The following is a 23,178-nucleotide window of genomic DNA, read 5'->3' as shown; positions in this document are numbered from 1 at the left end:
GCCTGCTGCCGAGATGCGCACTTCTCGTCGAGATGCGCCGACTTTGACGCCCGGATGTCGAGAAAGTGCGCATCTCGGCAGCCGAGTGCTGCTCGCTACCGCACCGGATCCTCGTGGAACCACGCCCGCGCCGCCCACAGCGACACGTACACCAGCCCCACCAGCACCGGCACCTCGATCAGCGGGCCGACGGCCCCGGCGAGGGCCTGCCCACTGGTGGCGCCGAACGTGCCGATCGCCACGGCGATGGCGAGCTCGAAGTTGTTGCCCGCGGCGGTGAACGCCAGCGCCGTCGAGCGTGCGTAGCCGAGGCCGAGGCCGCGCCCGAGCAGCAGCCCCGCGAACCACATCACCGCGAAGTAGACCAGCAGCGGCAGGGCGATCCGGATGACGTCGAGCGGCTTGGCGAGGATCGCCTCGCCCTGCAATGCGAACAGCAGCACGATCGTGAACAGCAGCCCGTACAGCGCCCACGGCCCGATCTTCGGCAGGAAGGAGCCCTCGTACCAGGCGCGCCCCTTGGTGCGCTCCCCGATGAATCGAGAGGCGAACCCCGCCATGAGCGGAACGCCGAGGAACACCAGCACGTTCAGCGCGATCTGCCACACCGAGACCTCGAGCCCCTGCGTGTCGAGGCCGAGCCATCCGGGCAGGACCGTGAGGTAGAACCAGCCGAGGAAGGCGAACGCGACCACCTGGAAGACCGAGTTGATCGCCACCAGCACGGCGGTGGCCTCGCGGTCGCCGCATGCGAGGTCGTTCCAGATCACGACCATGGCGATGCAGCGAGCGAGCCCCACCAGGATGAGGCCGGTGCGGTACTCGGGCAGGTCGGGCACGAGCAGCCACGCCAGCGCGAACATCACCGCCGGGCCGAGCAGCCAGTTCAGCACGAGCGACGACACCAGCAGCTTCACGTCGCCCGTCACGGCCGCGACGCGGTCGTAGCGCACCTTCGCCAGCACGGGGTACATCATCACCAGCAGCCCGAGACCGATCGGCAGCGAGATGCCGCCGATCTCCATCGCGGTGAGCCACCCGGACATCGCCGGCACGAAGCTGCCCAGCGCGAGGCCGGCGACCATCGCCAGACCGATCCAGGCGGGCAGCCAACGGTCGAGCGTGCTGAGCCGCTGCGGCACCTGGCGGGTTGCGGTATCGGTCATGCGTGTTCTCCAGACGGTCGAGAGCGGGACGTCGACACAGTCGCGCAGGTCACGGGTTCAGCACGTCGGCGACGCGCTCGAGCGAGCCCGGCACGAGCGAGTAGTACGCCCAGGTGCCGCGCTTGCTGCGCGCGAGGAAGCCCGCGTCCGTGAGGATCTTCAGGTGGTGCGAGACGGTCGGCTGACTGAGCCCCACCGGCTCCGTGAGGTCGCACACGCACGCTTCCTTCTCGGCTGTCGCGGCGACGATGGACAGCAGTCGCAGCCGGGTCGGGTCGGCGAGCGCCTTCATCGTCTTCGCGAAGTCGTCTGCTTCGTCCGCGCCCAGCGGCTCGCGCACCAGGGGTTCGCAGCACACGGCCGACGCGCTCGGTTCCTGCTCCGATGCCGCATCGCCTGCCGCAAGCGCGCCTTCTGCCCGGCCGATCAGCACGGGAATCTCAATGCTCATACATCGATGATAGTAAATATTGACAGTTCTCGATAGATGGGGGCACGATGGATTCATCGATCATCCTCGATGCAAGGAACGACACATGACCCTTATCGACCTCACTCCGCGCGTACAGGCCGACGTGCGCCTCGACGCACTGCCCATCGCCGTCGTGGGAAGTGGTCCGATCGGCCTCGCCACCGCGGCACACCTCGCCCAGCGCGGCATTCCGTTCCGCGTATTCGAGCAGGCCGACACCGTCGCCGCTGCGGTCAGGGCATGGGGTCACACTCGGCTGTTCTCCCCGTGGCAGCACCTGGTCGACGACGCCGCACGCGCACTCCTGGCGGACGTCGGATGGCAGGAGCCGCCCGACCACGTCGCCCCCACCGGTGATGCCCTCGTCGACGACTACCTCACCCCGCTCGCCGAACATCCGGCGATCGCACCGCACATCCGATTCGGCGCGAATGTCACCGCGGTCTCCCGCGAAGGCATGGACCGCACGCGCACTGCGGGGCGCGGCCGCGCACCCTTCGTCCTGCGCGTGACCGCATCGGACGGCACGGCGATCGACGCCGTCGCTCGCGCCGTGATCGACGCGTCCGGCACGTGGACGACTCCCGCCGCACTCGGCTCCAACGGGCTCGACCCGATCGGGTTGGACGAAGTCGCCGAGCACGTCGCGCCCGCGCTGCCCGATGTGCTCGGCCGTGACCGCGCGCGCTTCGCCGGCCGACACACCACCGTCGTCGGTGCGGGCCACTCCGCGGCGAACACTCTGATCGCCCTCTCAGCCCTGGCGGAGCTGGAGCCGGACACCCGCGCGACGTGGCTCATCCGGAACCGCGCGGCGAAGCGCGTGACGGCCACGGACGACGAGCTCGAGGGCCGCGGCGCGCTCGGTTCCCGGCTGGAGCAGCTCGTGGCCGACGGCCGGGTCGAGGTCGTCGACTCGTTCGAGATCGCATCCGCTGCCCCGCACGGCGGCGGCATCCGACTGTCGGGAACGCGGGGACAGGCGCACGAGACCGATCTCGTGGTGACCAGCACGGGATTCCACCCCGACCTGACCATGCTTCGGGAGCTGCGCTTGGATCTCGACGACGTCGTGGAGGCGCCGCGCCGCCTTGCGCCGATGATCGACCCCAACGAGCACTCGTGCGGCACCGTGGAGCCGCACGGCTATCGGGAGCTGTCGCATCCCGAGACCGGCTTCTACATCGTCGGAATGAAGAGCTACGGCCGCGCCCCGACCTTCCTGCTGCGCACCGGGTACGAACAGGTGCGCAGTGTCGTCGCCTGGCTTGCCGGCGACGCCGAATCGGCGGGGCGCGTTGAACTCGCGCTGCCCGCCACCGGCGTCTGCGACGCAGGAGGCGGCTGCTGCTGATGCCACCACTGCCCATTCGCCTTCCGTTCACCGGGACGGCGCTGAGACCACCTAGGCTTTCCGCCTTACCGAGGGAGAGAAATGACCGAGAAACCCACCGTTCTGTTCGTGTGCGTGCACAACGCAGGACGATCACAGATGGCCGCCGGATGGCTGCAGCACCTCGCGGGAGACGCCGTCGAGGTCCTCTCGGCGGGAAGCGAGCCGAAGGATCAGATCAACCCCGTCGCCGTCGAGGCGATGAACGAGGTCGGTGTCGACATCCGGAACAGCTCCCCGAAGCTGCTCACCACGGACGCCGTGCGCGAGTCGGACGTCGTGATCACGATGGGCTGCGGAGACGCGTGCCCGATCTTCCCCGGCAAGCGCTACGAGGACTGGGAGCTCGCCGACCCTGCCGGCCAGGGCATCGACGCGGTCCGCCCGATCCGAGACGACATCCGCGCGCGAGTCGAGAAGCTCGTCTCGGAGATCACACCCTCCTGACGACGCTGTCAAGCGAGCCGCCCGCGACCTCCGCACGGAGGATTCGCGGGCGGTTTCTCGCTCGCATGGCGCGCAGACAGCATGATTCCTTCCATTTTCGTCAAGAATCACGTTTCTTGATCCGGATTTTCTTGATCCGGGCGCCCCAGAGCGGCGCAAGCTGGACTCATCACCGAAGGAGGACATCATGTCGCTTACTGCCAACCTCATCGACGAGGACACCGACGCTCTCGACTTCATCGGCCGCCCGTACTGGTTCGACCGCCCGTCGCAGGCCGAGGGCGAAGACGCCTGACGCACCCCGCGCACAGCACGAAGCGACCCCGCCTCTCCGGCGGGGTCGCTTCGTCTTCTGACGGTTCAGACGGGCTTGTTCGCCTTGCCGTCGAGCCAGAGCGTGTCGGTCTCATCGCGATGGGTGCCCTCAGAACCGACATGCTTGCTGTCGATCGTCGACCCCTTCTTGATGACGTGCACGAGCGCCATGCCGTGCCCGCGACCCAGCCCGTAGTCCGCCTTGAGCCATTCGAGGATCACGCCGGCCTTCACCGTCGGCTCGTCGAACCCCTTGCTCTGTGCGATCTCGACGAGCTGCCGGGGCGTGAGACCCGTCTTGTCCTCGACCGCGTCGAGGTACGCCTGAAACGACATTCCGTTCCTTTCGTCGTCCGGAGTGGGCCTGTCACACCGCGACGAGCTCCCTCTCCAGTCGGGCGTAGCTGGCCTCCATACCGTCGACCATGCCGGTGCCGAGCACGATGTCGCGCACCTCGCTCGACGGGTAGGTGATCACGAGCGCGAGCAGGGTGCGGCCGTCGACTGCGGTGAGCGTGAGCTCGTTGATCGACGGGTCGCCCTCCATTCCGATCATCGACTCCGTGGTGACCTCGCGATGCGGTGGGGTGCTCTCGAGCAGTTCGCCCGTGAAGCCGAAGCGGTCGCCGCCGCCTGCGCGCTCCCACTCCTGCGTGAACGTGTCACCGACGGAATCGGCCAGATCGCACGTGACCATGACCCAACCATCCGGGCCCAGCAGCCAGCGCTTCATGAGCTCCGCGTCGTGATGGGCGCGCCAGACCTGCTCGACGCTGCCCCGGATGATCCGGGAGACTCGCACCTTCGTCTCACTGAGGACCTGCGCCTCGGTGCTGCGCGCGGCCGCGAACGAGGCGAGGTCGGCGAGCACGTCGTCGATCTGCCCCATGGCCTCACGCGTGCCCTCCTCCATGCCCATGGCGATGAGCTGTTCGAGCTGTTCGAGCGACCCGAAGCTGGTGACGGTGACCAGGCGCGACCCCTGCGATGCCTCTTCGAAGGCGAACGCCATCTCCATGCTGGGCATGTCGGTGTTCGGGGTGCCGTCGTCATTGCTGAAGCCGTCGCGCACGGTGAACGACTCGCCTTCGACGACGTCGAGGAACTCCCAGTAGCCGCCGTGACTGGAGCCATCCGGCCCCGTCATGAAATAGTCCGACCGTCCGCCGGCGACGACGTCGTGCCTGGTGAATGTTGCGGGGTACTCCGGCGGCCCCCAGAACTTCTCGATCTGGCGCGGGTCGGCGTACGCGGTCCACAGCCGCGAGACCGGCACCGGGAAGTCCGCAACGATGGTCATCGTCAGGGCGTCGAGATCCTTCTCGATCGATGTGACGGGCATGATCTGCCTTTCCTGAATGTGATGTTCCGTGCCCACCTCTGCGCGGGCGCGATGGATTCGGCTACGACTCGGCGAGGAGCTCGTCGAGCCTGTCGACCCGGCTGCGCCAGATCCGCTCGTACTGATCGAGCAGGTGCTGCGCCTGCCGGATGCGTGCGGCCTCGCCGCGCACGATGCGCTCACGACCGCGGGGGTTCTTCGTCACAAGGCCTGCCTCCTCGAGTACTGCGACGTGCTTCTGCACGGCCGCGAAGGACATGTCGTAGGTGGCGGCGAGCTGCGACACGGTCGCCTCACCTGCAAGGGTTCGGCGCACGATGTCGCGGCGCGTCGCATCGGCGAGGGCCCGGAACATCCGGTCCACCTCGTCGTCGCTCAGCTCGGTTGGCGTGTCATGATGTACAACCATTTGGTTGTAGGTTATCGTGAAGAATCCGGATGTCAAGAGGTGCGGCGATTTCCTTCCGCCTCCGCACCGCGACCGCGAGTCGTCTGCGCGGAACGCGGCGAATGGCGTGGCAGATGTCGGAATCGCGTTGCCGTGACACAACCGGCCTTTCGATGACACTCGACCCTTCTGGAGTGACACCGTGTGTCAGGAAACGCCGATGCCTAGCGAGGCGACCGGCTCTCTCGGGAGGAACATCAGCAGCAGATACAGGAGCGATGGGGCTCCGGTCGCCTCCATCGTCTTCGCATCATCCGAACTCGGATCACGTGCGAGAGGGGCTGCGATGCGGCCAGTAGACGAGGCAAAACCAATTAACCCCCGACGGCGCACGTCGTCCACCGAACTGCATTGTATTCCTCGTACGGATAACGGCCGCAGGACGGCCGGGCTCCAGGAGTGGTCGGTTGCCGATCGAGAGCTCGGCGACCGGGCTCGCGTAAGACGGGAGCCCGAGTACAAAGCCCAAGACGTCGAAAGCGTTGCCGGCGCCAGGCTGCGGTGGTGAAGGCATCTGCGGCCGCAAGATTCCTCGTCGCCCGCAAGTCGCGTTCGTATGCGAGGTCTGCTCCACGCCAAGGCATCAGTTCCAGCCGCACAGGTGGCTACGGAAAGCTCTTCGCCCTCGCGCCTATGGAATGCAACGAAGCTGTCGCCCGAGTCCTTCAGTAGATCGCGACGTACGTCGAGGCATCACGCGGGCGTCGCAAGAAATCATCTCTTCTCGGGAATGCGTTGCGCTGACGCAACCAGCCTTTGGATGACACACGGCCTACTGGAGTTGTGCGGTGCGTCGGGAAACGCCGACGCTCCACTCTGTGGCGCCTGCGCTGAGGTTCAGTATGCTGAACTGAGGTTCACGTGAAAGGTGGTAAGAATGACTGATCGCAGCACGACGACGGTGAAGTCGGCGCTACGAGTTTTGCTGCTCATCGAGCTGCTCACCGAGCATCCTCGCGGGCTGACCTTTCCCGAGATCCGAGACGCACTCGAGCTGCCCAAAAGCAGCCTTCATGCCCTCCTCAAGGTGACCACGGAACGCGGGCACCTCGTCTTCGATGAAGTCCACCGGACCTATCGGCTGGGCGTGCGGTTCCTCGAGGCCGGCCAGGCGTTCTTCGCCGGAAGCGACCTGCGCGAGCGTGCGATACCGGTGATGGAGCACATCCGTGACCAGATCAATGAAACTGTGCAGCTCTCGATCCTCGATGGTCGGGAGAACGTCTACGTCGCGAAGGTCACCGCGGTTCAGGTCCTGCAGCTGGTCTCCGAGGTCGGCAGCAGACTCCCCGCCCATGCGACGGGCCTCGGAAAGGTCCTCCTCGCATATCTCGAGGGCGAGGAGCTCGACCGACGATTCGCGAACGTGCAACTCGAGCAGTTCACGCCGCGCACTATCGGCTCGGTCGAAGAGCTCCGCACTGTCCTTGAAGGCATCAGGCGTGAGGGTTACGGCGTGGACGACGGCGAGTACACCGAGGGAGTGTTCTGCGTAGCTGTTCCCATCTTCGGACCGGGCAGCGAACCGCTCGCCGCGATGAGCGTGTCAATCCCCAGCATCCGTCTCCGCGAGAGCACCCGGACCGAAGTTCTCGAACTGCTGCTTCGAGAGTCCCGGCTTCTCAGCCAGACCCTGGGCAGTCGCCGCTGAGCGAGCATCCCAAGGTGGGGGCTTTCACCGCCCCGGTGCGATGACCTGGTTTGACAGCACCCCCAGCCCGCTGACCTCCACCTCGACGACCTCACCGTCCTTGAGGCTTCGGCGAGGTGTGGCGAACTCGCCGCATCCCCACGGTGTGCCGGTGAGGATGACATCCCCCACCTCGAGGGTGAACGCTCGCGAGCAGAACGCGATGATCTCCGCGACCGAGAAGATCATCTCTCCAGTGGACGAATCCTGAACCAGCTCACCGTCGACGCGTGTCGTGAGCGAGAGCGCCTGCGGGTCGATGACCTCATCGGCCGTGGTGATCCACGGCCCCAACGGACAGAACGTGTCCAGGCTCTTGCCGCGTACCCATTGCCCGTCACCGAGCTGCAGATCTCGCGCTGACACGTCATTGGCGACGGTATAGCCAAACACATACGAGAGCGCGTCGTCCGCTGCGACATCGCGCGCGGTGCGGCCGATCACGACGGCAAGCTCGACCTCCCAATCGACTCTTGTCGCGAACGACGGGTCGAAGATGATCGGCTCTCCTGTGCCGATGACCGAGGAGGTGAACTTAGTAAAGATGAGAGGCTCGCCAGGCAGGTCCATCCCTGACTCACGTACGTGGTCGAGATAGTTGAGTCCGATCGCGACGATCTTGCCTGGCCTCAACGGCGCGAGTACCGCATCCGCATCCACCGTCTCTGCGACGTCGATTGCGCGGCCAGCCAGCACGTCACGCATATCGACGCCGGCCAGCGCGAGCGCGCGGAACGAACCATCATCCTCGACCCGGACCACACGTGATCCACCCGAGGTCTGCACGGTGGCGACCTTCATCAGTACACCGCCCGTCCGCCGCTGAGGTCATAGACGAAGCCCGTCGTGAAACTCGCCGCCGGCGAGACCGCCCAGCAGATCGCCTCTGCCACCTCGTCGAGCGTTCCACAGCGATTCATCGGTATCTTCTCCGTCATGTACGCGACCTGCTCCTCCGGCATCTCAGCGACCATCGCGGTGCGGATCACGGCGGGTGCGAGCGAGTTGATCGTCACACCCGTCTGTGCATACTCCTTGCCCATCGCCTTGACCATCCCGATGAGACCGGCCTTGGATGCCGAATACGACACCATTCCCGCGTTGCCCTCCTTGCCTGCGATCGATGCGACGTGCAGTATCCGCCCGTAGCCCTGATCGACCATGTGCGGAAGAACAGCCTGAGCGAGCAGGAAGGCTCCTCGCGTGTTGATGTCCCACACTCGATCGAAGTCGCCGACCGGGACGTCTTCGCTGCGCACGCCGGTTCGGCCGGTGGCCCCCGCGCAGTTGACGAGGGCGTGCAGTGGACCTTCGGCGAGAACGCCTCGGATCACCTCCTGCACCTCACCCTGGTCCGTCACGTCGAGGTGGGTCCCCTCCCCGCGAATGCCAGCCGCGACAGCGCGCGCGTCATCTGCATGACGATCCGCGCAGATCACCTCAGCACCACGTCGGCTGAGCAGTCGCGCCGCGGCCGCGCCAATGCCGGCTCCTGCGCCGACGACGAGTACACGCTGGCCATCCAAAGTCAGACCTGCGAAAGCGTCTAGGTCAGTCATCGTCGGATCCCTCTTCCTGTGTGAGCTGTCGGAGCAGAGCCGCTACGGCCTGCTCCGCGAGTTGCTGATCTTCTTCCTGTGCGGCACCGGAGACGCCGATGGCGCCGATCACCGCATCGAACCTGTGGATGGGCACTCCGCCGCCGAACAGAACAAGACCTGGCATCGAAGCCAGAGCCGAGCGAGCAAGATCTTCGTCGCCGCGAAGCATGCCCGCCCATTCGTGGGTGGCTCGGCCGGTGCGGGCAGCCGTCTCCGCCTTGCGCGTCGCGAGGTCCACGCTGAGCGCTCTGGCTCCGTTCATCCGCGCGAGGCGCGTCGGAACGGCGGCGTCATCGAGGACAACGACCGTGACGGCGAGGCCTCGCGCGGCAGCGGCGGACGTCGCTGCATCGACCGCGGCCCGCGCGGCTTCTGCTGTGAGACGAGCGCTCATCGGACCCTCTCCTCGTATCGGACGCTCGCGGCAAGAGCATCGACGAGACGCGCATTGACCGGCGCGTGAATGTCGTGCCACTCGGCGATGCGTACGAGCTCGGCACCGTGGGCATCCAGTTCCAACGGATTCCCCGCCCGCGCGTCTCTCAGCATCGACGTCGTCGTCCCGTACGGCCGTCCGGCGAGATCCGTGATCGTGTGCTCGGCGATGGAGGCCTCCAGTCGGACTCCATCGGCAGCAGCGACCGCACGCACCTCGTCGAGCAGCGCGCGAGCGATGACCTGCACGAACGGGTCGGTGAAGATCTCAAGGCCCCGATCGAACAGTGTGGTCAGCCCGCCCGCGCAGATGTTCATGGCGAACTTACGCCATTGCTCGACGCGGAAATCCTCGGCGACTTCGACGCGCACCGAGTCTGCGGAGAGATGGTCTGCCAGCGATGCCCCTTCAGGGGGAACGACGAGCAGATCCGACGAGGCGCGCAGCACAATGCCCGCAGCGACCCTGGTGGCACCGAATCGCACGACGCTCGGCACGACCTGCCCGTACGCGCCGCCGGTCGGGGCAGGGTCGACGCCGTTCTGCGCGCGCACGACGAGAGTGTCGGGTGCTATCAGACCAGACCACTCATCCAGAGCATACGAATCCTGGCGTTTGACCGCGAGCAGCACGATGTCGACCGACACCGCATCGCGGGGGTCGCGACACACCGCGACTGTCGTGGTGCGCACGCCGTCTGGTCCGATGACGGTGAGCTGCTCGACCGCACGCGCGCCGCACAGCACGACAGTGCAGCCTGCTCGAGCCGCGGCATCCGCCAGCACCATTCCGATGGCGCCGGAGCCGACGACAGCGACCGTACTCACATCAACCCCGAATCGTCCGGACGTCGCCGACCCGGTGAGCGGCGACGAAGTCCTCGTCCCACCGGAGCCCCAGTCCTGGTTCAGTCGGCAGGATGATGCCCTTCCCCGGTGCGAGTTCAGGCAGGTAGGCGGCGACGTCATACTCGCCGAAGGGTGCAAGCAGCTCGATCGGTCCGAGGGAGGGCCGGACAGCGGCCAGCTGCATGTTCGCGAGGTTCATGGCAGTCGAGGCACCATGGTGCACGAGCAGCTTCTGCCCGAGAGTCTCTGCCGTGTCGACGACACGCTTCGCTCCGGAGATTCCCGCTTTCCAGTAGCAGTCGACGAGCAGGCGCTGCACGATGCCGCGCTCCATCGCCCATCGGGCACTGTCGGGACTGCCAGGCGCCGTCTCGAAACCGGCGATCGGAATGGGAACCTGGTCGAAGAGCCATGCGCAGTCCTCATCGGCGAACGGACCGAACGGCTCCTCGAACCAGAGGAAGCCGAGCTCGTGCAGACTGACTGCGAGGGTGCGCGCTTGGTCGCGGCTGAATGCTCTGGCTGCGTCGAACGCCATGCCGGCATCCGCACCGAATTCAGCGCGCAGAGCGGTGACGATCTCGACGTCGAGCTGCACACTGCCACTCGAGTGCAGCTTCACCGTCTCGAAGCCCGCAGCGTACGTCTCGTGCGCGACATCGATCGCCTGTGCCGTCGAGTGCACGTGGGGAAGGCTGGCGTACGCCGGCACTCTGTCCACGGGCTCGGCGGCCGGATCGATGAGGGTGCGCACGGGCAGGCCACGTGCGACACCCAGCAGATCCCACAGTGCGACGTCGATCGCGCTCACGGCGAAGATCGACACATACTGCGCCAGATGGATATGCAGCGCGCGCTCGAATACCGAACGGATTCCGTCCACATCGTCGACCTGAGCGCCGAGCACAACGTGGCTGAGCGCCTCGATCTCCTCGCGGAAGGCGGCGGCGCTGCGGCCGGCATGGCAGCGGGCGATCGACGACCCACGATGACCGTCCGCGTCTACGATCTCGACGATGCACGCTTCTTCGTGCGCGCCCCATCGAGTCTTGTGCAGGGAACCGGACGGGTAGCGGATGCCGGAGACGGAGATCTGTGCGATCTTGCTCATCGGCGACACCCGTCGGCCGACAGTGTCGCCCCGGTGAGGTATCCAGGCGCTTCGGTGAGCAGGTAAGTCACGAAACCGGCGACCTCGTCGGGCGCACCGTAACGGCCCACGGCCGATGCCGCCGTGATCCGGGCTCTGAACTCCTCCGGGTCGGGCATTCCTCCCTCGGAGACACGCATGAGCTTTCCTTCGAGCGGGCCGGGGCACAGGGCGTTCACCCGCACACCTTCTCGGCTGTACTCCAGCGCTGCTGCTCGCGAGAGCTGGATGACTCCGGCTTTCGCCGCAGCGTAAGCCCCTCGGCGCTCGTTGGCCTTGAGTCCTGCCTCGGATGCCGTGTTGACGACCCATCCGTCGTCGTTCTGTGCGATCACCGGAAGCGCATGCTTGAGCACGACGAACATCGCGACGAGGTTGATGTCGATCGTGCGACGGAAGTCGTCGAGCGGATGCTCCGGCAGGGGGAAGGTTCCTCCGGAGATGCCCGCGTTATTGAACAGCGAGGTGATCGTGCCGAACTGCGTCACTCCGGCATCCACGACGGCTCGCACCGCATCCTCGTCCGTGACGTCCAACTGCCGCGTGAGGACGCCGTGTCCAAGGTGGCTGAGCTCCTGCTCGAGCGCGCTGAGGCGATCGGCATCCACGTCGGCCAGGATCAGGGCGTCCCCGTTCGCCGCGAGGCGTCGGGCGACGGCGCTTCCGAGGTCGCCTGCGGCTCCGGTGATGAAGGTGACTCGCTGAGACATTCTGTTTCTCCAAAAGGGGTTCGGTGTGGGGTCAGGCGTGGGCGCGGTGTGCGGCAGGCTCGTCTGCGATCGCGCTGCCGTCGCCGCTGCGGAAGAGGCGGATCGCCTCCTGGCCGGCAATGCGCACCGAGACGGCAGCTCCGGCCTGGAACGTCGTCGACGGTGGGACGCTGGCGACGATCGTCCGGTCGCCGGTCTGCAGGCGGACGAGCGTGCGTGATCCGAGTGCTTCCACGCCGTGCACCTGCGCGTGGAGGCCCTCGGCGCCTTCAGGTCCGATCAGGAGATTCTCTGGTCGGACGCCGAGGAGAACTTCACCGACGCATGCCGGCAGGGCTCTGTCGAGCGCGACCGCGCCTGCGGGCCCTTCGAAGCGATGGCCGTTGACAGAGCCTGGTATGAGGTTCATCCCCGGCTCTCCGAGGAACGTGGCGACAAAGGTGTTCGCCGGGTTGTTGTAGCAGTCCAGCGGGGAGCCGATCTGCTGTACGACTCCCGCGCGCATGAGCACGACGGTGTCGGAGAGCACCATCGCCTCCGCCTGATCGTGCGTGACGTAGACCATCGTCGCGCCCAATCGCTGATGGAGTTCTTTGAGTTCCGTTCTCGTCTCGATCCGCAGCTGCAGGTCGAGATTCGACAACGGTTCGTCCAGGAGGAAGGCCGCCGGCTGACGCACGGTCGCGCGACCAAGCGCGACGCGTTGCCGCTGCCCACCGCTGAGCTCGCGAGGGTACCTGTCCAACAGATCACCGAGCCCGAGCACACTGCTCGCGTAGTCGACGCGACGATCGATCTCCTCCTTGGACGTCTTGCGGCGCTTGGCCCTGAGCGGGAACGCGATGTTCTCCCGGACGGTGTAGTGCGGGTAGAGCGCGTAGCTCTGGAACACCATCGCGATGTCGCGTTCCTGGGGGGGCAGCGTGGACACGTCCCGTCCGCCGATCTCGATCGACCCGCTCGTGGCCTTCTCGAGACCGGCGATCATGTGCAGTGAGGTGCTCTTGCCGCATCCGGAGGGCCCGAGGAAGGTGACGAACTGTCCCGCCTCGATGTCGAGCGTGAGGGAATCGACGGCATTGCGCCCGCCGCCGAAGCTCTTGGTGAGGTTGCGCAGTCTGATCGGTGCTGCGATGCCTGGGGTGTACTCGGCTGTGTTGCTCATGACGGCGTCATCCTTTGATCGCACCGGAGAGGAATCCCCCGATGAGGTAGCGTCGAAAAACGATGAAGAGAACGACAGGGGGGATGGTCGCGATGACGACGCCCGCCATCAGCGGACCCCATTCGCGGCCGCTGAACCCCTGGTAGAAGATGAGGGCGACCGGCAGTGTCCGCAGTTGCGGCGATGAGGTCATCGTCGCGGCGGTGATGTAGTCGTTCCATGCGACGAGGAAGGCGTATGCGGCGCCGGCGATCAGAGCGGGCTTCGCCCCCGGGAGGACGATCTTGCGCACGGACTCCCAGCGCGAGTATCCGTCGACGGCAGCCGCCTGCTCGAGTTCGATCGGCAGCGCGTCGAACTGCGTCTTGGTGACCCACACCACGAGCGGGATCGCGTGGGCGCTGTAGAGGATTGGGAGAGTGGCCGCGGTGTTCAGCAGCCCCATCCCGTCGAACAGCACCTGCGTCGGCAGTAGAAGGGAGTATGCCGGGATCGTCATCGCCGCGACGAAGAGCAGGAGCATCGGCTTGGAGCCGGTGAACCGGTAACGGGAGAGTGCGTAGCCTGCCGCAGTGCCGACGATGAGCGCGACCACAACAGTGGAGATCGCGTTGATCATGCTGTTCCAGAAATTGACGCCCACCCCCTCGCGAACTAACCGGGCATAGTGATCGCCCGTCACCGTGTCGGGGATCAGCAGCGGCGGCGCCGAGAGGATCTCATTGGTCGGTTTGAGTGACGTCGACAGCGACCACAGCAGCGGGCCGATCACGAGAACGAGCGCTGCGATGAGAAGCAGGCCCAATAGCGTGCGGCGCACGATGAGACCTCCGGTGCGATTCACGCGCTGACCTCCTTCGGGGCCTTCTTACGCCGTCTCTCGACACCGACGCCGAGGAATTTCACATAGAGCAGGATGAGCACCATGTTGATGAGGAACATCACGACAGCGACGGCGTTGCCGTAGCCCTGATTACTCTCCTCGAAGCCGGTCTGGTAGAGCAGATACGACAGGGTCTGAGTGCTCCCGATCGGGCCGCCTTCAGTGAGGCCGATGATCACCTGCACCTCGTTGAAGTAGCTGATCGTGAGGGTGGCCAGCACGATCAGGATCGAAGGCTTAAGCAACGGGACCGTGATCCGGCGGAACTGCTCCCAACGGCTCTGCCCGTCGACCGAGGCCGCCTTGTAGAGGTCGTCCGGTATCTGTGCGAGACCGGCGAGGAGCAGGATCGCGGCGAACGCGAAGGTGCGCCAGACCGCGACACCGACCAGCGCCGCCATCGACCCGATGCCGTCAGAGAGCACGGCGACGGGACCGAATGCGAAGAAGGCGAGAATCCCGTTGAGGAGTCCTCCGTCGAACGGCGCGAGGATCCATTTCCAGAGGATCGCGACGACGAGTGGGCTCATCGCCCAGGGGATGAGGAAAAGAGTCATCAGGAATCGGCCGCGTGCACCCATCCGGTTCACAGCCAGCGCGGTGAGCAGAGCGATCACACCACCGACGATCAGGCTGAGGAAGGTGAACTGCAACGAGACCCCGATGGCCTTCCACGTCGACGGCGCCGACAGGAAGCCGATGTAGTTCTCAAGTCCGACGAAACCTCGGTCGTTGAAATAGAGCATCTCCCGAAGGCTCAGGTAGAACGCCCACACTCCTGGCACGATGTTCGTGGCGACGATGAGGAAGAGTGCAGGGCCGACCAGTCCGTATGGCGCGACCGAGCGCTTCTCCTTGGCGGGGATGACCGGCCGCCCTTCCATGGCCGGAGGTGCTGCCGTCTCGACGGCTACCACCCGAGTTCCGCCTTCGCATCGCTCAGGATCTTCTTGACGTCCTCATCGGTGCCGAGCAGACGCTGCGTCACACCGTTGAGGACGTTCGCCAGCTGGGTGACGTCTTCGAGCTTCTGCGGAAGAACCCTGGCGCCATCCGCATCGATGATCTCCACGAAGTCGACGATGACCTTCCCCTGGTCGGTTTCGAAGAACGGGTCGGACAGCACCGACCGACGATCTGGCACCTGACCTGCGACCTCGGCCCACTGGGCGGATGCGTCGACCGTGTAGAGACTTTCGAGAAGCGCTGTCGCCTCTTCCGGGTGCTCGGTCTCGGCCGAAATGCCGACGTTCCAGTACGGGCCGAGCAGTGCACTCGGGTTGTCCGAGTCGAAGCTGGGCCATGCGCTGACGCGGAGCGTTGACGGGTCGTATCCGGCAGCACTCTCCTGATAAGCCGAGAAGCGCGGCCCGAACGCCATCGCCATCGCGAAGCGGCCGGAGGCGAACTGATCCTGCACGTCCTGCCCCGTGGAGCTGATCGCATCGGCCGGCACATCCCCCGACGCGCCCAGCGTACGCAGTGTCTCGGCGACCTGGACTGACTCGTCTCCGAGCAGATCGAATCGGCCGGTCTTCTGGTCGAACACCTCATCCTCGAATCCGTTGAGAAGCATGAGGAAGGGCGTCACGCCGGTGTCGTTCGTCGGGAGCCCCAGTCCGAACTGATTGCCGGATGTGAGCGGGCCGAGGGCATCGAGCATGTCATCCCAGTTCAGCGGCGGCGCCTCATACCCGGCGGCCTGTAGCACGTCGCTTCGGTAGAAGATCGTCTGCGCGGGGGTGGGCCACAGCGGCAACGCGACGCGGCGGTCATCGAAGACAGCCTTGTCGGTGAACACGTCGAACATGTCGGGGAGCGCTTCGGTCTTGAACTCTTCACTGAGCTGATCTTCAAGATCGAGGAGTGAGCCAGCGTCGTCCAAGAGGTAAAGGAATGTGTCGCGAGCCCAGATGAGGTCAGGGGCATCACCGCGCTGCGAAGCCGTGATGAACTTCGACTCCAGCTCTTCGAACGGCTGCGCCTCGACCGACACCGTGACTCCGGGGTGGTCATCCTCGAACTGCGTGATCAAGTCGTTCAGGACGACTTCTCGAGGGGATGTCCCCTCCCTGCTCAGGAAAGTCCAGATCACGAGCTCAACATCGCCGTCCGCGTCGTCGGGCACTTCCGCCGACGAGCATCCGGCCAGGGTAAGCGCTGCGAAAAGGGAGAGCGTGGCCGCGGCCGCCAGGCTGCGGGTAGGGCGTGTCAGCTTCATTGCTTCCTCCCGTCCGGTTTCCCGGACTAGCTTCATTGGTTCACGAGAGCGAACTCATGGTCGCATCTATGAACCTAGGGAGATCTGCGGCGAATGTCAATACGAAAACACAGCGCGGGTTCACTCGGTTTCCCACACTTGCGCGAGACGCATTCGATCTCATAGTCTCGTTATGCGAACCGTAGTTCGTATCCATGAACCAATGCAGCAATGGTGGTGCACAATGAGTTCCTTCCCCCGTCCCTCGCGCCTTCTAACGATCCGAGCACTCGGAATCTCCATGGCCGGCACCCTCCTCCTCTCCCTTCTCGTGAGTCAATCGGCGGTGGCGAGCGCCGCAGGCGCAGACAGCATCCCGACGCTCGATGACGCCGTGCTCGTCGAGGACAATGCCCATTTCTGGAACAACAACGCCTACGACCAGGCCAAGCTCCTGACCGTCGGCGACTACCAGTACGTCATCTACTACGACAGCGACCTGCACGTCACGCTCGCACGGCGCGACCTCACGTCGAACGCCATCCAGAAGATCGTCTTCCCCGAGATCGTGCGCAATCCGACCGACACCCACAACAACAGTGTTCTCGGCGTCAGCTACGAAGACGGTCGCCTCCACCTCTCCTTCGATCACCACGGCCAGCCGCTGAGGTATCGCGTCTCCGAACCTGGCTTCGTTACGGCGCCACCCGCCACCATCTCACTGGCGGACTTCGAGCCGTCCGGTCCGCTTATCCCACCTGGTGCCGGCCTGGAGAAGGCTGTCACTTACCCGCGATTCGTGAACACGCCGGATGGCGGACTGATCTTCTACTTCCGCGATGGAGCGTCGGGCAACGGCGAGCTCTATCAGCACCGATACGACGCGACGACCGGTGACTGGACACGTGAAGGCCCCCTCTTCAGCAAAGCGGGCACCTACGCTCCATGGAACAACGAGACGAATCGAAGTGGCTACGAGCACGACATCCTGTTCGACGCCGACGGACGACTGCACCTCAGCTGGACATGGCGCGAGACACCGACCTGGGAGTCGAACCACGACATCAACTACGCATACAGCGATGATGAAGGTCGCACCTGGTTCAACGACTCCGGGACGCTCGTCGGCGACCTCGCCGCTGGGAACCCGATCGACCTCGCCGACGACACGGAGGTCGTCAGCGTTCCCACCGGTACGGCATTGATGAACCAGGGCGTGATGGTGCTCGACGCCGACCAGCAGCCGCACATCATCACCTACATCGACGCAGACGGGGCCGTCGGCACCGGAGTGCTGCACAACGTCCACTACGTGCACTACTGGCGGGAGACCGACGGCACATGGAGCCAGTCGTTCATCGATGACACCTCGGTGCGGTTCAACCCTACGAAGAGCTACGTGCACCGCGAGGCGCTGCGACGCGGAGACGCCTTCTTCGACAGCGACGGAGTGCTGCACTTCACCTCCGTGATCGACGGAGTGATGTATCAGTCAACGTCCACCGAGGGCGGGGGCTGGTCGGACTGGGCCACGACCCGAGTGAGCGACGGTCCACTCGGCCTTCTCGACCACGGACCGAAGTACGACCGCGTGCGCATGCAGCAGGACGGTGTGATGTCGATCGCCGCATCACGGGTGCAGCCGGACGGGTCCACCGATCTCTACCTGGAGGACTACACCCTCGAAGCGCTGACAGCGCCAGCAGCTCCCACGTTGAAAGTGGTGCTGAATCAGGACTCGTCCGTACGGATAGCCGTTGACGGCGCCGAGCGCGGAGCGCAGTACCTCATCGAACGTGAGGATGTCGCCGCCCCCGGTTACTCCGTGATCGACGCGGACTTCGGTGCCCACACGTTCCTCTCGCAGTTCACCGACAGCACAGTCAGCGCAGGAACCACCTACCGATACCGCGTGACCGCCGTGAATGCTGTCGGCTCGAGCGCGCCGGCGACGCTAGTCGTCCCCGCCGCCTCGGCATGGCGCAACTACACGATCGAGGCTGAAGTCACCGTGGTCAGGTGGTCGGCCGGAATCGTGTTCCGCGCAACACCTGGTGCCGGAGCCTTCGACACAGGCGATTTCTACTGGTGGGCGATCCAACCTGATCGTGACGGCGGCAAGCTCGTCCGCATCGTGTTCGACAGCGGCGTGGTGACGCGACTTCCGGAGATCGCGTTGCCGGCATCCGTCACGACAGGCAGCACGCATGCACTGAAGATCACCGCGAATGGCTCACTGATCAGCACGTGGATCGATGGGGTCCTCGTGGATCAGGTCACCGACTCGACCCACGCGACCGGCACCGTCGGAATCAGACACGGGTCGTCAGACGGCGACGCCGCCCGCTACAACAACCTTCGAGTGACCAGAGTGTCGACCGGCGAGACGCTGTACTCGTTCCGAGCCCCGTCGACCATCTGGTGCGGCAACATCATCGGCGGTCTGCTCGCGATGTACAGCGGCGAGCGCTGCCTGATCACCGAGCCCTGATCGGGATCAACGAGACCGGGGGCCTGTGCTGCTGCGGAGCCACAGGCCCCCACAACTGGTGTTCCTCAACAATCCCATGCGTCGCGATGCGGTCGTGGCCGAGTCCCGTGATCGCCACGTCACCGGTCAACCGCTCTTCGTCGGCAAACAGAGCGTCGCCGATTCGGAACCGTTCATTGCCGCCCTTGCCCAGACTGGCATCGAAGTGAGAGCACTCAACACCGTAGCGACACCCATGAGGCCGCGTGATCCGCCGCGGTCACGATCTCGACGCAGCAGCGGGTGAGCAAACTGGTCTGAACTCCGGCCGCTGCCTGCTGCGATGGGATCGCCGCATGGCTTCCCATTACTTTCTTCCGACGACAGAAACCAAGATTGCCGGTGAGGGTGCCATGGAAGGCTGCCACGGCGCCGTCAGGACCCTCGACCGCGACCTTGTGCCCGCGTCAGGTGAGATGACAACCGAGAAACTCACCAACTGGGTCGACCACCTGCGCTACGCGGACGTTCTTGAGAGCGTCGCACGCCTCAAAGCCAACATGACCTGCCGAACCGCGCCCGGCCGAAGGGCAACCTGAAGACCCTGAAGACCTCAGCGAGGAAGCCTCGCAATACTTGAACGCCGGGACAACTACGGGTGTCACGATGACACGACACCTAAGCGGTTGGGAAAATGTCATTGCAAAAGCGTGCTGGAGGGCGCCGAGCAGACTCCAGCCAGTGACATCCAGTGTCACCTCATCCCGATTCCGACAGCAGAACCCGCGAAGCGCACCAACGAACCGGCGCGCGTCGCTTCGAACCGGATGTCGCATGCCGCTACCGGCGAATGAGGTCGGCGACGATCTCCATCGCCTCCGCGAACTGCCCGTCCGGATGCCACACCGGCAGTCGCAGGAACGTCCCGTGCGCCTCGTGCGGAGAGAACGCGGGACCGGCCGTCATCCGCACACCGCGTGCGAGGGCGCGCTGGGCCAGGGCGACCGCGTCGGTTCCGGTGTCGACCCAGAACCCCGAGCCGCCCGCCGGGAGCCACCACCGCCACGAGGGCAGCGCCGATCCGATCACCGTCGTCGCGGCGGAGAACTGCGACGCCAACCACTCCCGCCGCGCTCGCTGCTGCGCCTCGGCGTGCGGCAGCACGAGAACGGCGGCGAGCTGATCGAGCACGGAGCCGGACAGATCGAGTCCGCGCCGCATGTCCGTCAACCGCGCGATCGTCGCCTTCGGACCGCGGATCCACCCCACCCTGATGCCGCCCCAGAACAGCTTCGACAAGGTGCCGACCAGAAGCAGCCGCTCGGAATCGACGTCGCGTTCCAGACCCGGAAGGCGCCCCGAGCGCGTCCACGACAGGTCGGCGCTGGACTGGTCGTCGACGACCATCGCGCGTTGGTCGTGCATGGCTGCCGCGATCTCGCTTCGGCGGCGGCCGCTTGTGTGCACCCCGGTCGGGTTGTGCAGCGCCGCCTGCAGGTAGACCAGATCGGCATTCCTCGCGGCCCCGGCGAGCTGATCCGGATCGATTCCGGTGGGCGACATCGGCACGCCCCGTAGCCGAGCCCCACCACCCGAGAACGCCTCGAGCGCGCCGCGATAGGTGGGGTCCTCCACGACCACGAGGCTGCCTGGGCCTGCGAATGCCGCTGCGATCAGCTTCACGGCCTGCTGCGAACCCGCCGTGATCAGCACCTCGTCGCTGTGCGTGGGGAGCCCCGACTGGGAGATCGTCGCCGCGATCGCGGCGCGCAGCTCCGGCAGCCCCGCCGGATGGTAGCCGTCGCCCGCGAGGTGGTGCTCGTGCAGCAGGCGGCCGATCTCCGGCATGCTCCGCGCCACGACCTCCCCGCCGGGGAGCGCTCCAGACGAGAGGTCGATCGCCACGGTCGCTGGCCCTTCGTCGAAAGACGCCAGGCGTCCGTGGCCGTCGCCGGTGCCTCGGCGCCCGAAGCGCACGAAGGTTCCCGCGCCCTGACGCGCGGAGAGGTGACCGCTCGCGACGAGGCCCGCGTACGCGCGCGAGACCGTGCCGCGGGCGATGCCCAGCGCCTCGGCGAGCGCACGCTGGGTCGGCATCATCTGACCGGATGGCAGATGAGCGCCCTCGATGAGATCGGCGAGCGCCGTGCGCAACGCGGTCGCCGACGAGGCCTCGTCCGCCTGCCACGCGCCGAGCAGCCGTGCGACGCGGCTCGCCGATGCCTGTTCCACGTTCGCTCCGACCTCTGATCCAATTCTCCTCAATTGGACCACACCGTACATGGTCGGACCGCGCATGCTGGGCTGAGCACTTCCCCCACACGTCTCGACGAAGAGGAGCGGCCATGACCACAGTCGTACTGATCGGCACCATGGATACGAAGGGCGGCGAGTACGCCTGGCTCGCCGAGCGGGTGCGCGCGCACGGAGCCGAGGTCGTCACGATCGACGTCGGCCCGTTCTCCGAGGCAACGGCGGACGTGGCACCGGATGATGTCGCGCCGGCGCCGCGCACACGACTGCAGCGCGCGCGCGCGCGGCGACCGCGGCGCGCATGGACGCGATGGCGGACGGCGCGCGAGCGCGACGCTCATCGGATGCACGGAGCGGGCGAGGTCGATGGAGTGCTCGCTCGCGGTCGGCGGCTCCGGCGGCGTGTCGGTGGCGTCCCGCGCGATGCGGGCGCTGCCCGTCGGCGTGCCGAAGCTGCTCGTGTCGACCATGGCATCCGGAGACGTCTCCCCCTACGTCGGCGAGTCCGACGTGACGCTGATGTACTCGGTGGTCGACGTCGCGGGGATCAACTCGATCTCCGAGCAGGTCTTCGACAACGCCGCCGCCGCGATCGCCGCGATGGCGGCGGCTCACCACGCTCGGCGCTCGCACAGCGGCGCCGAGCATCTGCCGCTGGTCGGCCTGTCGATGTTCGGGCTGACGACGCCCGCCGTCGACGAGGCGCGCGCCGAGCTCGTCGAGCTGGGCTACGAGCCGCTGGTCTTCCATGCCACGGGCGCGGGCGGGCGCGCCTTGGAGAAGCTCGCCGGCGACGGTCAGCTCGCCGGGGTGCTCGACCTGACCACCACCGAGCTCGCGGACGACCTGGTCGGCGGCGTGCTCACGGCGGGGCCCGACCGGCTCACGGCCGCCGGCCGGGCAGGTCTGCCGCAGGTCGTCTCGCTCGGCGCGCTCGACATGGTCAACTTCGGGCCGCGCGAGCACGTGCCCGCGCAGTTCGACGATCGCGACTTCGTCGTGCACAACGCGACCGTGACGCTGATGCGGACCACGCGCGAGGAGAACGCCGAGCTCGGCCACCTGATCGGCGAGAAGCTCGCGGATGCGCGCGGGCCTTCCGCCCTGATCATCCCCTGCGGCGGCGTGAGCGGCATCGACGCCGAGGGCGCGCCCTTCCACGATCCTGATGCCGACGCCGCGCTGTTCGATGCGGTGCGCGGCGCGTTGGCCGGATCGCACGTCGACGTGATCGAGGACGACCGCCACATCAACGACCAGGGCTTCGGGCGCGACGCCGCGCGTCGGCTGCACGCCCTGATCTCCGCCAGGGAACCCAACGAGGAGTGAGGAACCACACCATGGATCGCACCACAGCGCTGCAGCGCCTGAACGCCGCCGTCACCGCGGGCCGGCCCGTCATCGGCGGCGGGGCGGGCACCGGAATCTCCGCGAAATCGGCGGAGGCCGGCGGCATCGACCTGCTCATCATCTACAACTCGGGCCGCTACCGGATGGCGGGGCGCGGCTCGCTCGCCGGCCTGATGGCGTACGGAGACGCCAACGCCATCGTGATGGAGATGGCGAACGAGGTGCTCCCCGTCGTGAAGGACACCCCGGTGCTCGCCGGCGTGAACGGCACCGATCCGTTCCGGGTGATGGGGCGCTTCCTCGATGACGTCAAGAGCGCCGGCTTCGCCGGTGTGCAGAACTTCCCGACCGTCGGTCTCATCGACGGCACGTTCCGCGCCAACCTCGAGGAGACCGGCATGGGCTTCGACCTCGAGGTCGACATGATCCGCCAGGCACACGAGCGCGACCTGCTCACGAGCCCCTACGTGTTCGATCCCGAGCAGGCCACCGCCATGGCCGAGGCCGGTGCCGACATCCTCGTGCCGCACATGGGTCTGACCACGAAGGGCTCCATCGGCGCGAGCACGGCGCTCACGCTGGACGAGTCGGTCGAGCGCGTGCAGGCGATGCGCGATGCGGCCGTGGCCGTCAACCCGGACATCCTGGTGCTGTGCCACGGCGGCCCGATCGCCGAACCGGATGACGCCCAGTACGTGCTCTCGCACACGGAGGGCGTGGTCGGCTTCTTCGGCGCCAGTTCGATCGAGCGCCTCCCCACCGAGGTCGGCATCCGCGAGCAGACCGAGAAGTTCAAGGCCGTGACCTTCGGCTGATCGCGACGGCGTGGCCCGTCTCCC

General features: G+C 66.2%; 24 protein-coding genes and 1 pseudogene. 9 read left to right on the top strand and 16 right to left on the bottom strand.

The window, feature by feature from the left end; translation table 11 throughout:
• Positions 1-95 precede the first annotated feature (95 nt).
• Both arsB and CIK77_RS14385 read right to left on the bottom strand, forming a co-directional pair.
• The gene (gene arsB / locus CIK77_RS14390; RefSeq protein ID WP_087054837.1) at positions 96-1,166 is read right to left on the bottom strand and encodes an ACR3 family arsenite efflux transporter; all 1,071 of its coding nucleotides are present in this window, start codon (positions 1,164-1,166) and stop codon (positions 96-98) included.
• A 49-nt stretch (positions 1,167-1,215) separates the two neighbouring features.
• The gene (locus CIK77_RS14385) at positions 1,216-1,617 is read right to left on the bottom strand and encodes an ArsR/SmtB family transcription factor (protein ID WP_087054836.1); all 402 of its coding nucleotides are present in this window, start codon (positions 1,615-1,617) and stop codon (positions 1,216-1,218) included.
• Positions 1,618-1,702: 85 nt separating this feature from the next.
• Between CIK77_RS14385 and CIK77_RS14380 the strand changes: the two genes are divergently transcribed.
• Together CIK77_RS14380 and CIK77_RS14375 are read left to right on the top strand one after the other, a co-directional pair.
• The gene (locus CIK77_RS14380) at positions 1,703-2,992 is read left to right on the top strand and encodes an NAD(P)-binding domain-containing protein (protein ID WP_087054835.1); all 1,290 of its coding nucleotides are present in this window, start codon (positions 1,703-1,705) and stop codon (positions 2,990-2,992) included.
• 81 nt (positions 2,993-3,073) lie between these two features.
• On the top strand, positions 3,074-3,478 hold the full coding sequence (locus tag CIK77_RS14375; protein ID WP_087054834.1) for an arsenate reductase ArsC: 405 nt from the start codon (positions 3,074-3,076) through the stop codon (positions 3,476-3,478).
• A gap of 360 nt (positions 3,479-3,838) precedes the next feature.
• Here CIK77_RS14375 and CIK77_RS14370 read toward each other — a convergent pair whose 3' ends face one another.
• The 3 genes from CIK77_RS14370 to CIK77_RS14360 form a co-directional block, all read right to left on the bottom strand.
• Entirely contained in the window at positions 3,839-4,129 is a 291-nt protein-coding gene (locus CIK77_RS14370; protein WP_087054833.1) for a DUF4287 domain-containing protein, read from the bottom strand.
• Between the two features lie 31 nt (positions 4,130-4,160).
• Positions 4,161-5,135, bottom strand: a complete 975-nt coding sequence (locus CIK77_RS14365; RefSeq protein ID WP_087054832.1) for an SRPBCC family protein — start codon at positions 5,133-5,135, stop codon at positions 4,161-4,163.
• A 61-nt stretch (positions 5,136-5,196) separates the two neighbouring features.
• Positions 5,197-5,490: an ArsR/SmtB family transcription factor gene (locus CIK77_RS14360; RefSeq protein WP_258861480.1), complete on the bottom strand. Its 294-nt coding sequence runs from the start codon at positions 5,488-5,490 to the stop codon at positions 5,197-5,199.
• 970 nt (positions 5,491-6,460) lie between these two features.
• Here CIK77_RS14360 and CIK77_RS14355 point away from each other — a divergent pair.
• A complete protein-coding gene (locus CIK77_RS14355) occupies positions 6,461-7,234 on the top strand; it encodes an IclR family transcriptional regulator (protein WP_087054830.1) in 774 nt (257 codons plus the stop codon).
• Positions 7,235-7,258: 24 nt separating this feature from the next.
• On the opposite strand, the gene CIK77_RS14350 is transcribed toward CIK77_RS14355, so the two are convergent.
• From CIK77_RS14350 to CIK77_RS14305, 10 genes are read right to left on the bottom strand one after another with little or no spacing between them, the layout of a single operon-like run.
• Complete coding sequence (locus CIK77_RS14350; protein WP_087054829.1) at positions 7,259-8,074, bottom strand: fumarylacetoacetate hydrolase family protein; 816 nt, start codon at positions 8,072-8,074, stop codon at positions 7,259-7,261.
• Positions 8,074-8,832: an SDR family NAD(P)-dependent oxidoreductase gene (locus CIK77_RS14345; protein WP_087054828.1), complete on the bottom strand. Its 759-nt coding sequence runs from the start codon at positions 8,830-8,832 to the stop codon at positions 8,074-8,076. The genes CIK77_RS14350 and CIK77_RS14345 overlap by 1 nt, the downstream gene beginning before the upstream one ends.
• Positions 8,825-9,268 carry a GlcG/HbpS family heme-binding protein gene (locus CIK77_RS14340; RefSeq protein ID WP_087054827.1) on the bottom strand — a complete coding sequence of 148 codons (444 nt, stop codon included), beginning with the start codon at positions 9,266-9,268 and terminating at the stop codon, positions 8,825-8,827. Before CIK77_RS14340 ends, CIK77_RS14345 begins: the two co-directional genes overlap by 8 nt.
• Positions 9,265-10,137 carry a ketopantoate reductase family protein gene (locus tag CIK77_RS14335; RefSeq protein WP_170934121.1) on the bottom strand — a complete coding sequence of 291 codons (873 nt, stop codon included), beginning with the start codon at positions 10,135-10,137 and terminating at the stop codon, positions 9,265-9,267. The genes CIK77_RS14340 and CIK77_RS14335 overlap by 4 nt, the downstream gene beginning before the upstream one ends.
• Position 10,138: 1 nt before the next feature.
• A complete protein-coding gene (locus CIK77_RS14330) occupies positions 10,139-11,269 on the bottom strand; it encodes a mandelate racemase/muconate lactonizing enzyme family protein (protein ID WP_140403529.1) in 1,131 nt (376 codons plus the stop codon).
• Positions 11,266-12,018 carry an SDR family NAD(P)-dependent oxidoreductase gene (locus CIK77_RS14325; RefSeq protein ID WP_087054824.1) on the bottom strand — a complete coding sequence of 251 codons (753 nt, stop codon included), beginning with the start codon at positions 12,016-12,018 and terminating at the stop codon, positions 11,266-11,268. Before CIK77_RS14325 ends, CIK77_RS14330 begins: the two co-directional genes overlap by 4 nt.
• Before the next feature lie 31 nt (positions 12,019-12,049).
• Entirely contained in the window at positions 12,050-13,183 is a 1,134-nt protein-coding gene (locus CIK77_RS14320; protein ID WP_087054823.1) for an ABC transporter ATP-binding protein, read from the bottom strand.
• Positions 13,184-13,190: 7 nt separating this feature from the next.
• A complete protein-coding gene (locus tag CIK77_RS14315; protein ID WP_087054822.1) occupies positions 13,191-14,027 on the bottom strand; it encodes a carbohydrate ABC transporter permease in 837 nt (278 codons plus the stop codon).
• The gene (locus CIK77_RS14310; protein WP_087054821.1) at positions 14,024-14,950 is read right to left on the bottom strand and encodes a carbohydrate ABC transporter permease; all 927 of its coding nucleotides are present in this window, start codon (positions 14,948-14,950) and stop codon (positions 14,024-14,026) included. The genes CIK77_RS14315 and CIK77_RS14310 overlap by 4 nt, the downstream gene beginning before the upstream one ends.
• Before the next feature lie 26 nt (positions 14,951-14,976).
• Positions 14,977-16,287: an ABC transporter substrate-binding protein gene (locus CIK77_RS14305; RefSeq protein WP_170934120.1), complete on the bottom strand. Its 1,311-nt coding sequence runs from the start codon at positions 16,285-16,287 to the stop codon at positions 14,977-14,979.
• Positions 16,288-16,567: 280 nt separating this feature from the next.
• Here CIK77_RS14305 and CIK77_RS14300 point away from each other — a divergent pair, with 280 nt between their 5' ends.
• Genes CIK77_RS14300 through CIK77_RS18365 form a run of 4 tightly spaced genes read left to right on the top strand, consistent with a single transcriptional unit; the run spans position 16,568 to position 19,376 of the window.
• Positions 16,568-18,757, top strand: a complete 2,190-nt coding sequence (locus tag CIK77_RS14300) for a BNR-4 repeat-containing protein (RefSeq protein ID WP_170934119.1) — start codon at positions 16,568-16,570, stop codon at positions 18,755-18,757.
• A 25-nt stretch (positions 18,758-18,782) separates the two neighbouring features.
• Positions 18,783-19,043, top strand: a complete 261-nt coding sequence (locus CIK77_RS18370) for a preprotein translocase subunit SecA (RefSeq protein WP_442923148.1) — start codon at positions 18,783-18,785, stop codon at positions 19,041-19,043.
• Positions 19,003-19,335, top strand: a complete 333-nt coding sequence (locus CIK77_RS14295; RefSeq protein ID WP_140403527.1) for a hypothetical protein — start codon at positions 19,003-19,005, stop codon at positions 19,333-19,335. Before CIK77_RS18370 ends, CIK77_RS14295 begins: the two co-directional genes overlap by 41 nt.
• A complete protein-coding gene (locus CIK77_RS18365; protein ID WP_442923149.1) occupies positions 19,332-19,376 on the top strand; it encodes a hypothetical protein in 45 nt (14 codons plus the stop codon). Before CIK77_RS14295 ends, CIK77_RS18365 begins: the two co-directional genes overlap by 4 nt.
• A 200-nt stretch (positions 19,377-19,576) precedes the next feature.
• Here CIK77_RS18365 and yczR read toward each other — a convergent pair whose 3' ends face one another.
• Positions 19,577-20,968: an aminotransferase-like domain-containing protein gene (gene yczR, locus CIK77_RS14290; protein ID WP_170934118.1), complete on the bottom strand. Its 1,392-nt coding sequence runs from the start codon at positions 20,966-20,968 to the stop codon at positions 19,577-19,579.
• Here yczR and CIK77_RS14285 point away from each other — a divergent pair.
• Both CIK77_RS14285 and CIK77_RS14280 read left to right on the top strand, forming a co-directional pair.
• Positions 20,956-22,318 (top strand): annotated as a pseudogene (locus tag CIK77_RS14285) (Tm-1-like ATP-binding domain-containing protein). The gene yczR and the pseudogene CIK77_RS14285 sit on opposite strands and share 13 nt — an antisense overlap.
• An 11-nt stretch (positions 22,319-22,329) precedes the next feature.
• Positions 22,330-23,154, top strand: coding sequence for a phosphoenolpyruvate hydrolase family protein (locus CIK77_RS14280; protein ID WP_087054816.1), 825 nt, complete (start codon positions 22,330-22,332; stop codon positions 23,152-23,154).
• The last annotated feature ends 24 nt before the right edge of the window (positions 23,155-23,178 follow it).

Source organism: Microbacterium sp. JB110 (assembly GCF_003335195.1).
Taxonomy (GTDB): domain Bacteria; phylum Actinomycetota; class Actinomycetes; order Actinomycetales; family Microbacteriaceae; genus Microbacterium.
The sequence above is the reverse complement of the archived record's forward strand: the minus strand, read 5'-3'. Positions and strand labels throughout refer to the sequence as shown.

Excerpts from the sequence above, each read along its gene's own strand:
- arsB (WP_087054837.1), bottom strand. The coding sequence starts at position 1,166 with ATGACCGATACCGCAACCCGCCAGGTGCCGCAGCGGCTCAGCACGCTC.
- CIK77_RS14385 (WP_087054836.1), bottom strand. The coding sequence starts at position 1,617 with ATGAGCATTGAGATTCCCGTGCTGATCGGCCGGGCAGAAGGCGCGCTT.
- CIK77_RS14380 (WP_087054835.1), top strand. The coding sequence starts at position 1,703 with ATGACCCTTATCGACCTCACTCCGCGCGTACAGGCCGACGTGCGCCTC.
- CIK77_RS14375 (WP_087054834.1), top strand. The coding sequence starts at position 3,074 with ATGACCGAGAAACCCACCGTTCTGTTCGTGTGCGTGCACAACGCAGGA.
- CIK77_RS14370 (WP_087054833.1), bottom strand. The coding sequence starts at position 4,129 with ATGTCGTTTCAGGCGTACCTCGACGCGGTCGAGGACAAGACGGGTCTC.
- CIK77_RS14365 (WP_087054832.1), bottom strand. The coding sequence starts at position 5,135 with ATGCCCGTCACATCGATCGAGAAGGATCTCGACGCCCTGACGATGACC.
- CIK77_RS14360 (WP_258861480.1), bottom strand. The coding sequence starts at position 5,490 with ATGTTCCGGGCCCTCGCCGATGCGACGCGCCGCGACATCGTGCGCCGA.
- CIK77_RS14355 (WP_087054830.1), top strand. The coding sequence starts at position 6,461 with ATGACTGATCGCAGCACGACGACGGTGAAGTCGGCGCTACGAGTTTTG.
- CIK77_RS14350 (WP_087054829.1), bottom strand. The coding sequence starts at position 8,074 with ATGAAGGTCGCCACCGTGCAGACCTCGGGTGGATCACGTGTGGTCCGG.
- CIK77_RS14345 (WP_087054828.1), bottom strand. The coding sequence starts at position 8,832 with ATGACTGACCTAGACGCTTTCGCAGGTCTGACTTTGGATGGCCAGCGT.
- CIK77_RS14340 (WP_087054827.1), bottom strand. The coding sequence starts at position 9,268 with ATGAGCGCTCGTCTCACAGCAGAAGCCGCGCGGGCCGCGGTCGATGCA.
- CIK77_RS14330 (WP_140403529.1), bottom strand. The coding sequence starts at position 11,269 with ATGAGCAAGATCGCACAGATCTCCGTCTCCGGCATCCGCTACCCGTCC.
- CIK77_RS14325 (WP_087054824.1), bottom strand. The coding sequence starts at position 12,018 with ATGTCTCAGCGAGTCACCTTCATCACCGGAGCCGCAGGCGACCTCGGA.
- CIK77_RS14320 (WP_087054823.1), bottom strand. The coding sequence starts at position 13,183 with ATGAGCAACACAGCCGAGTACACCCCAGGCATCGCAGCACCGATCAGA.
- CIK77_RS14310 (WP_087054821.1), bottom strand. The coding sequence starts at position 14,950 with ATGGAAGGGCGGCCGGTCATCCCCGCCAAGGAGAAGCGCTCGGTCGCG.
- CIK77_RS14305 (WP_170934120.1), bottom strand. The coding sequence starts at position 16,287 with ATGAAGCTGACACGCCCTACCCGCAGCCTGGCGGCCGCGGCCACGCTC.
- CIK77_RS14300 (WP_170934119.1), top strand. The coding sequence starts at position 16,568 with ATGGCCGGCACCCTCCTCCTCTCCCTTCTCGTGAGTCAATCGGCGGTG.
- CIK77_RS14280 (WP_087054816.1), top strand. The coding sequence starts at position 22,330 with ATGGATCGCACCACAGCGCTGCAGCGCCTGAACGCCGCCGTCACCGCG.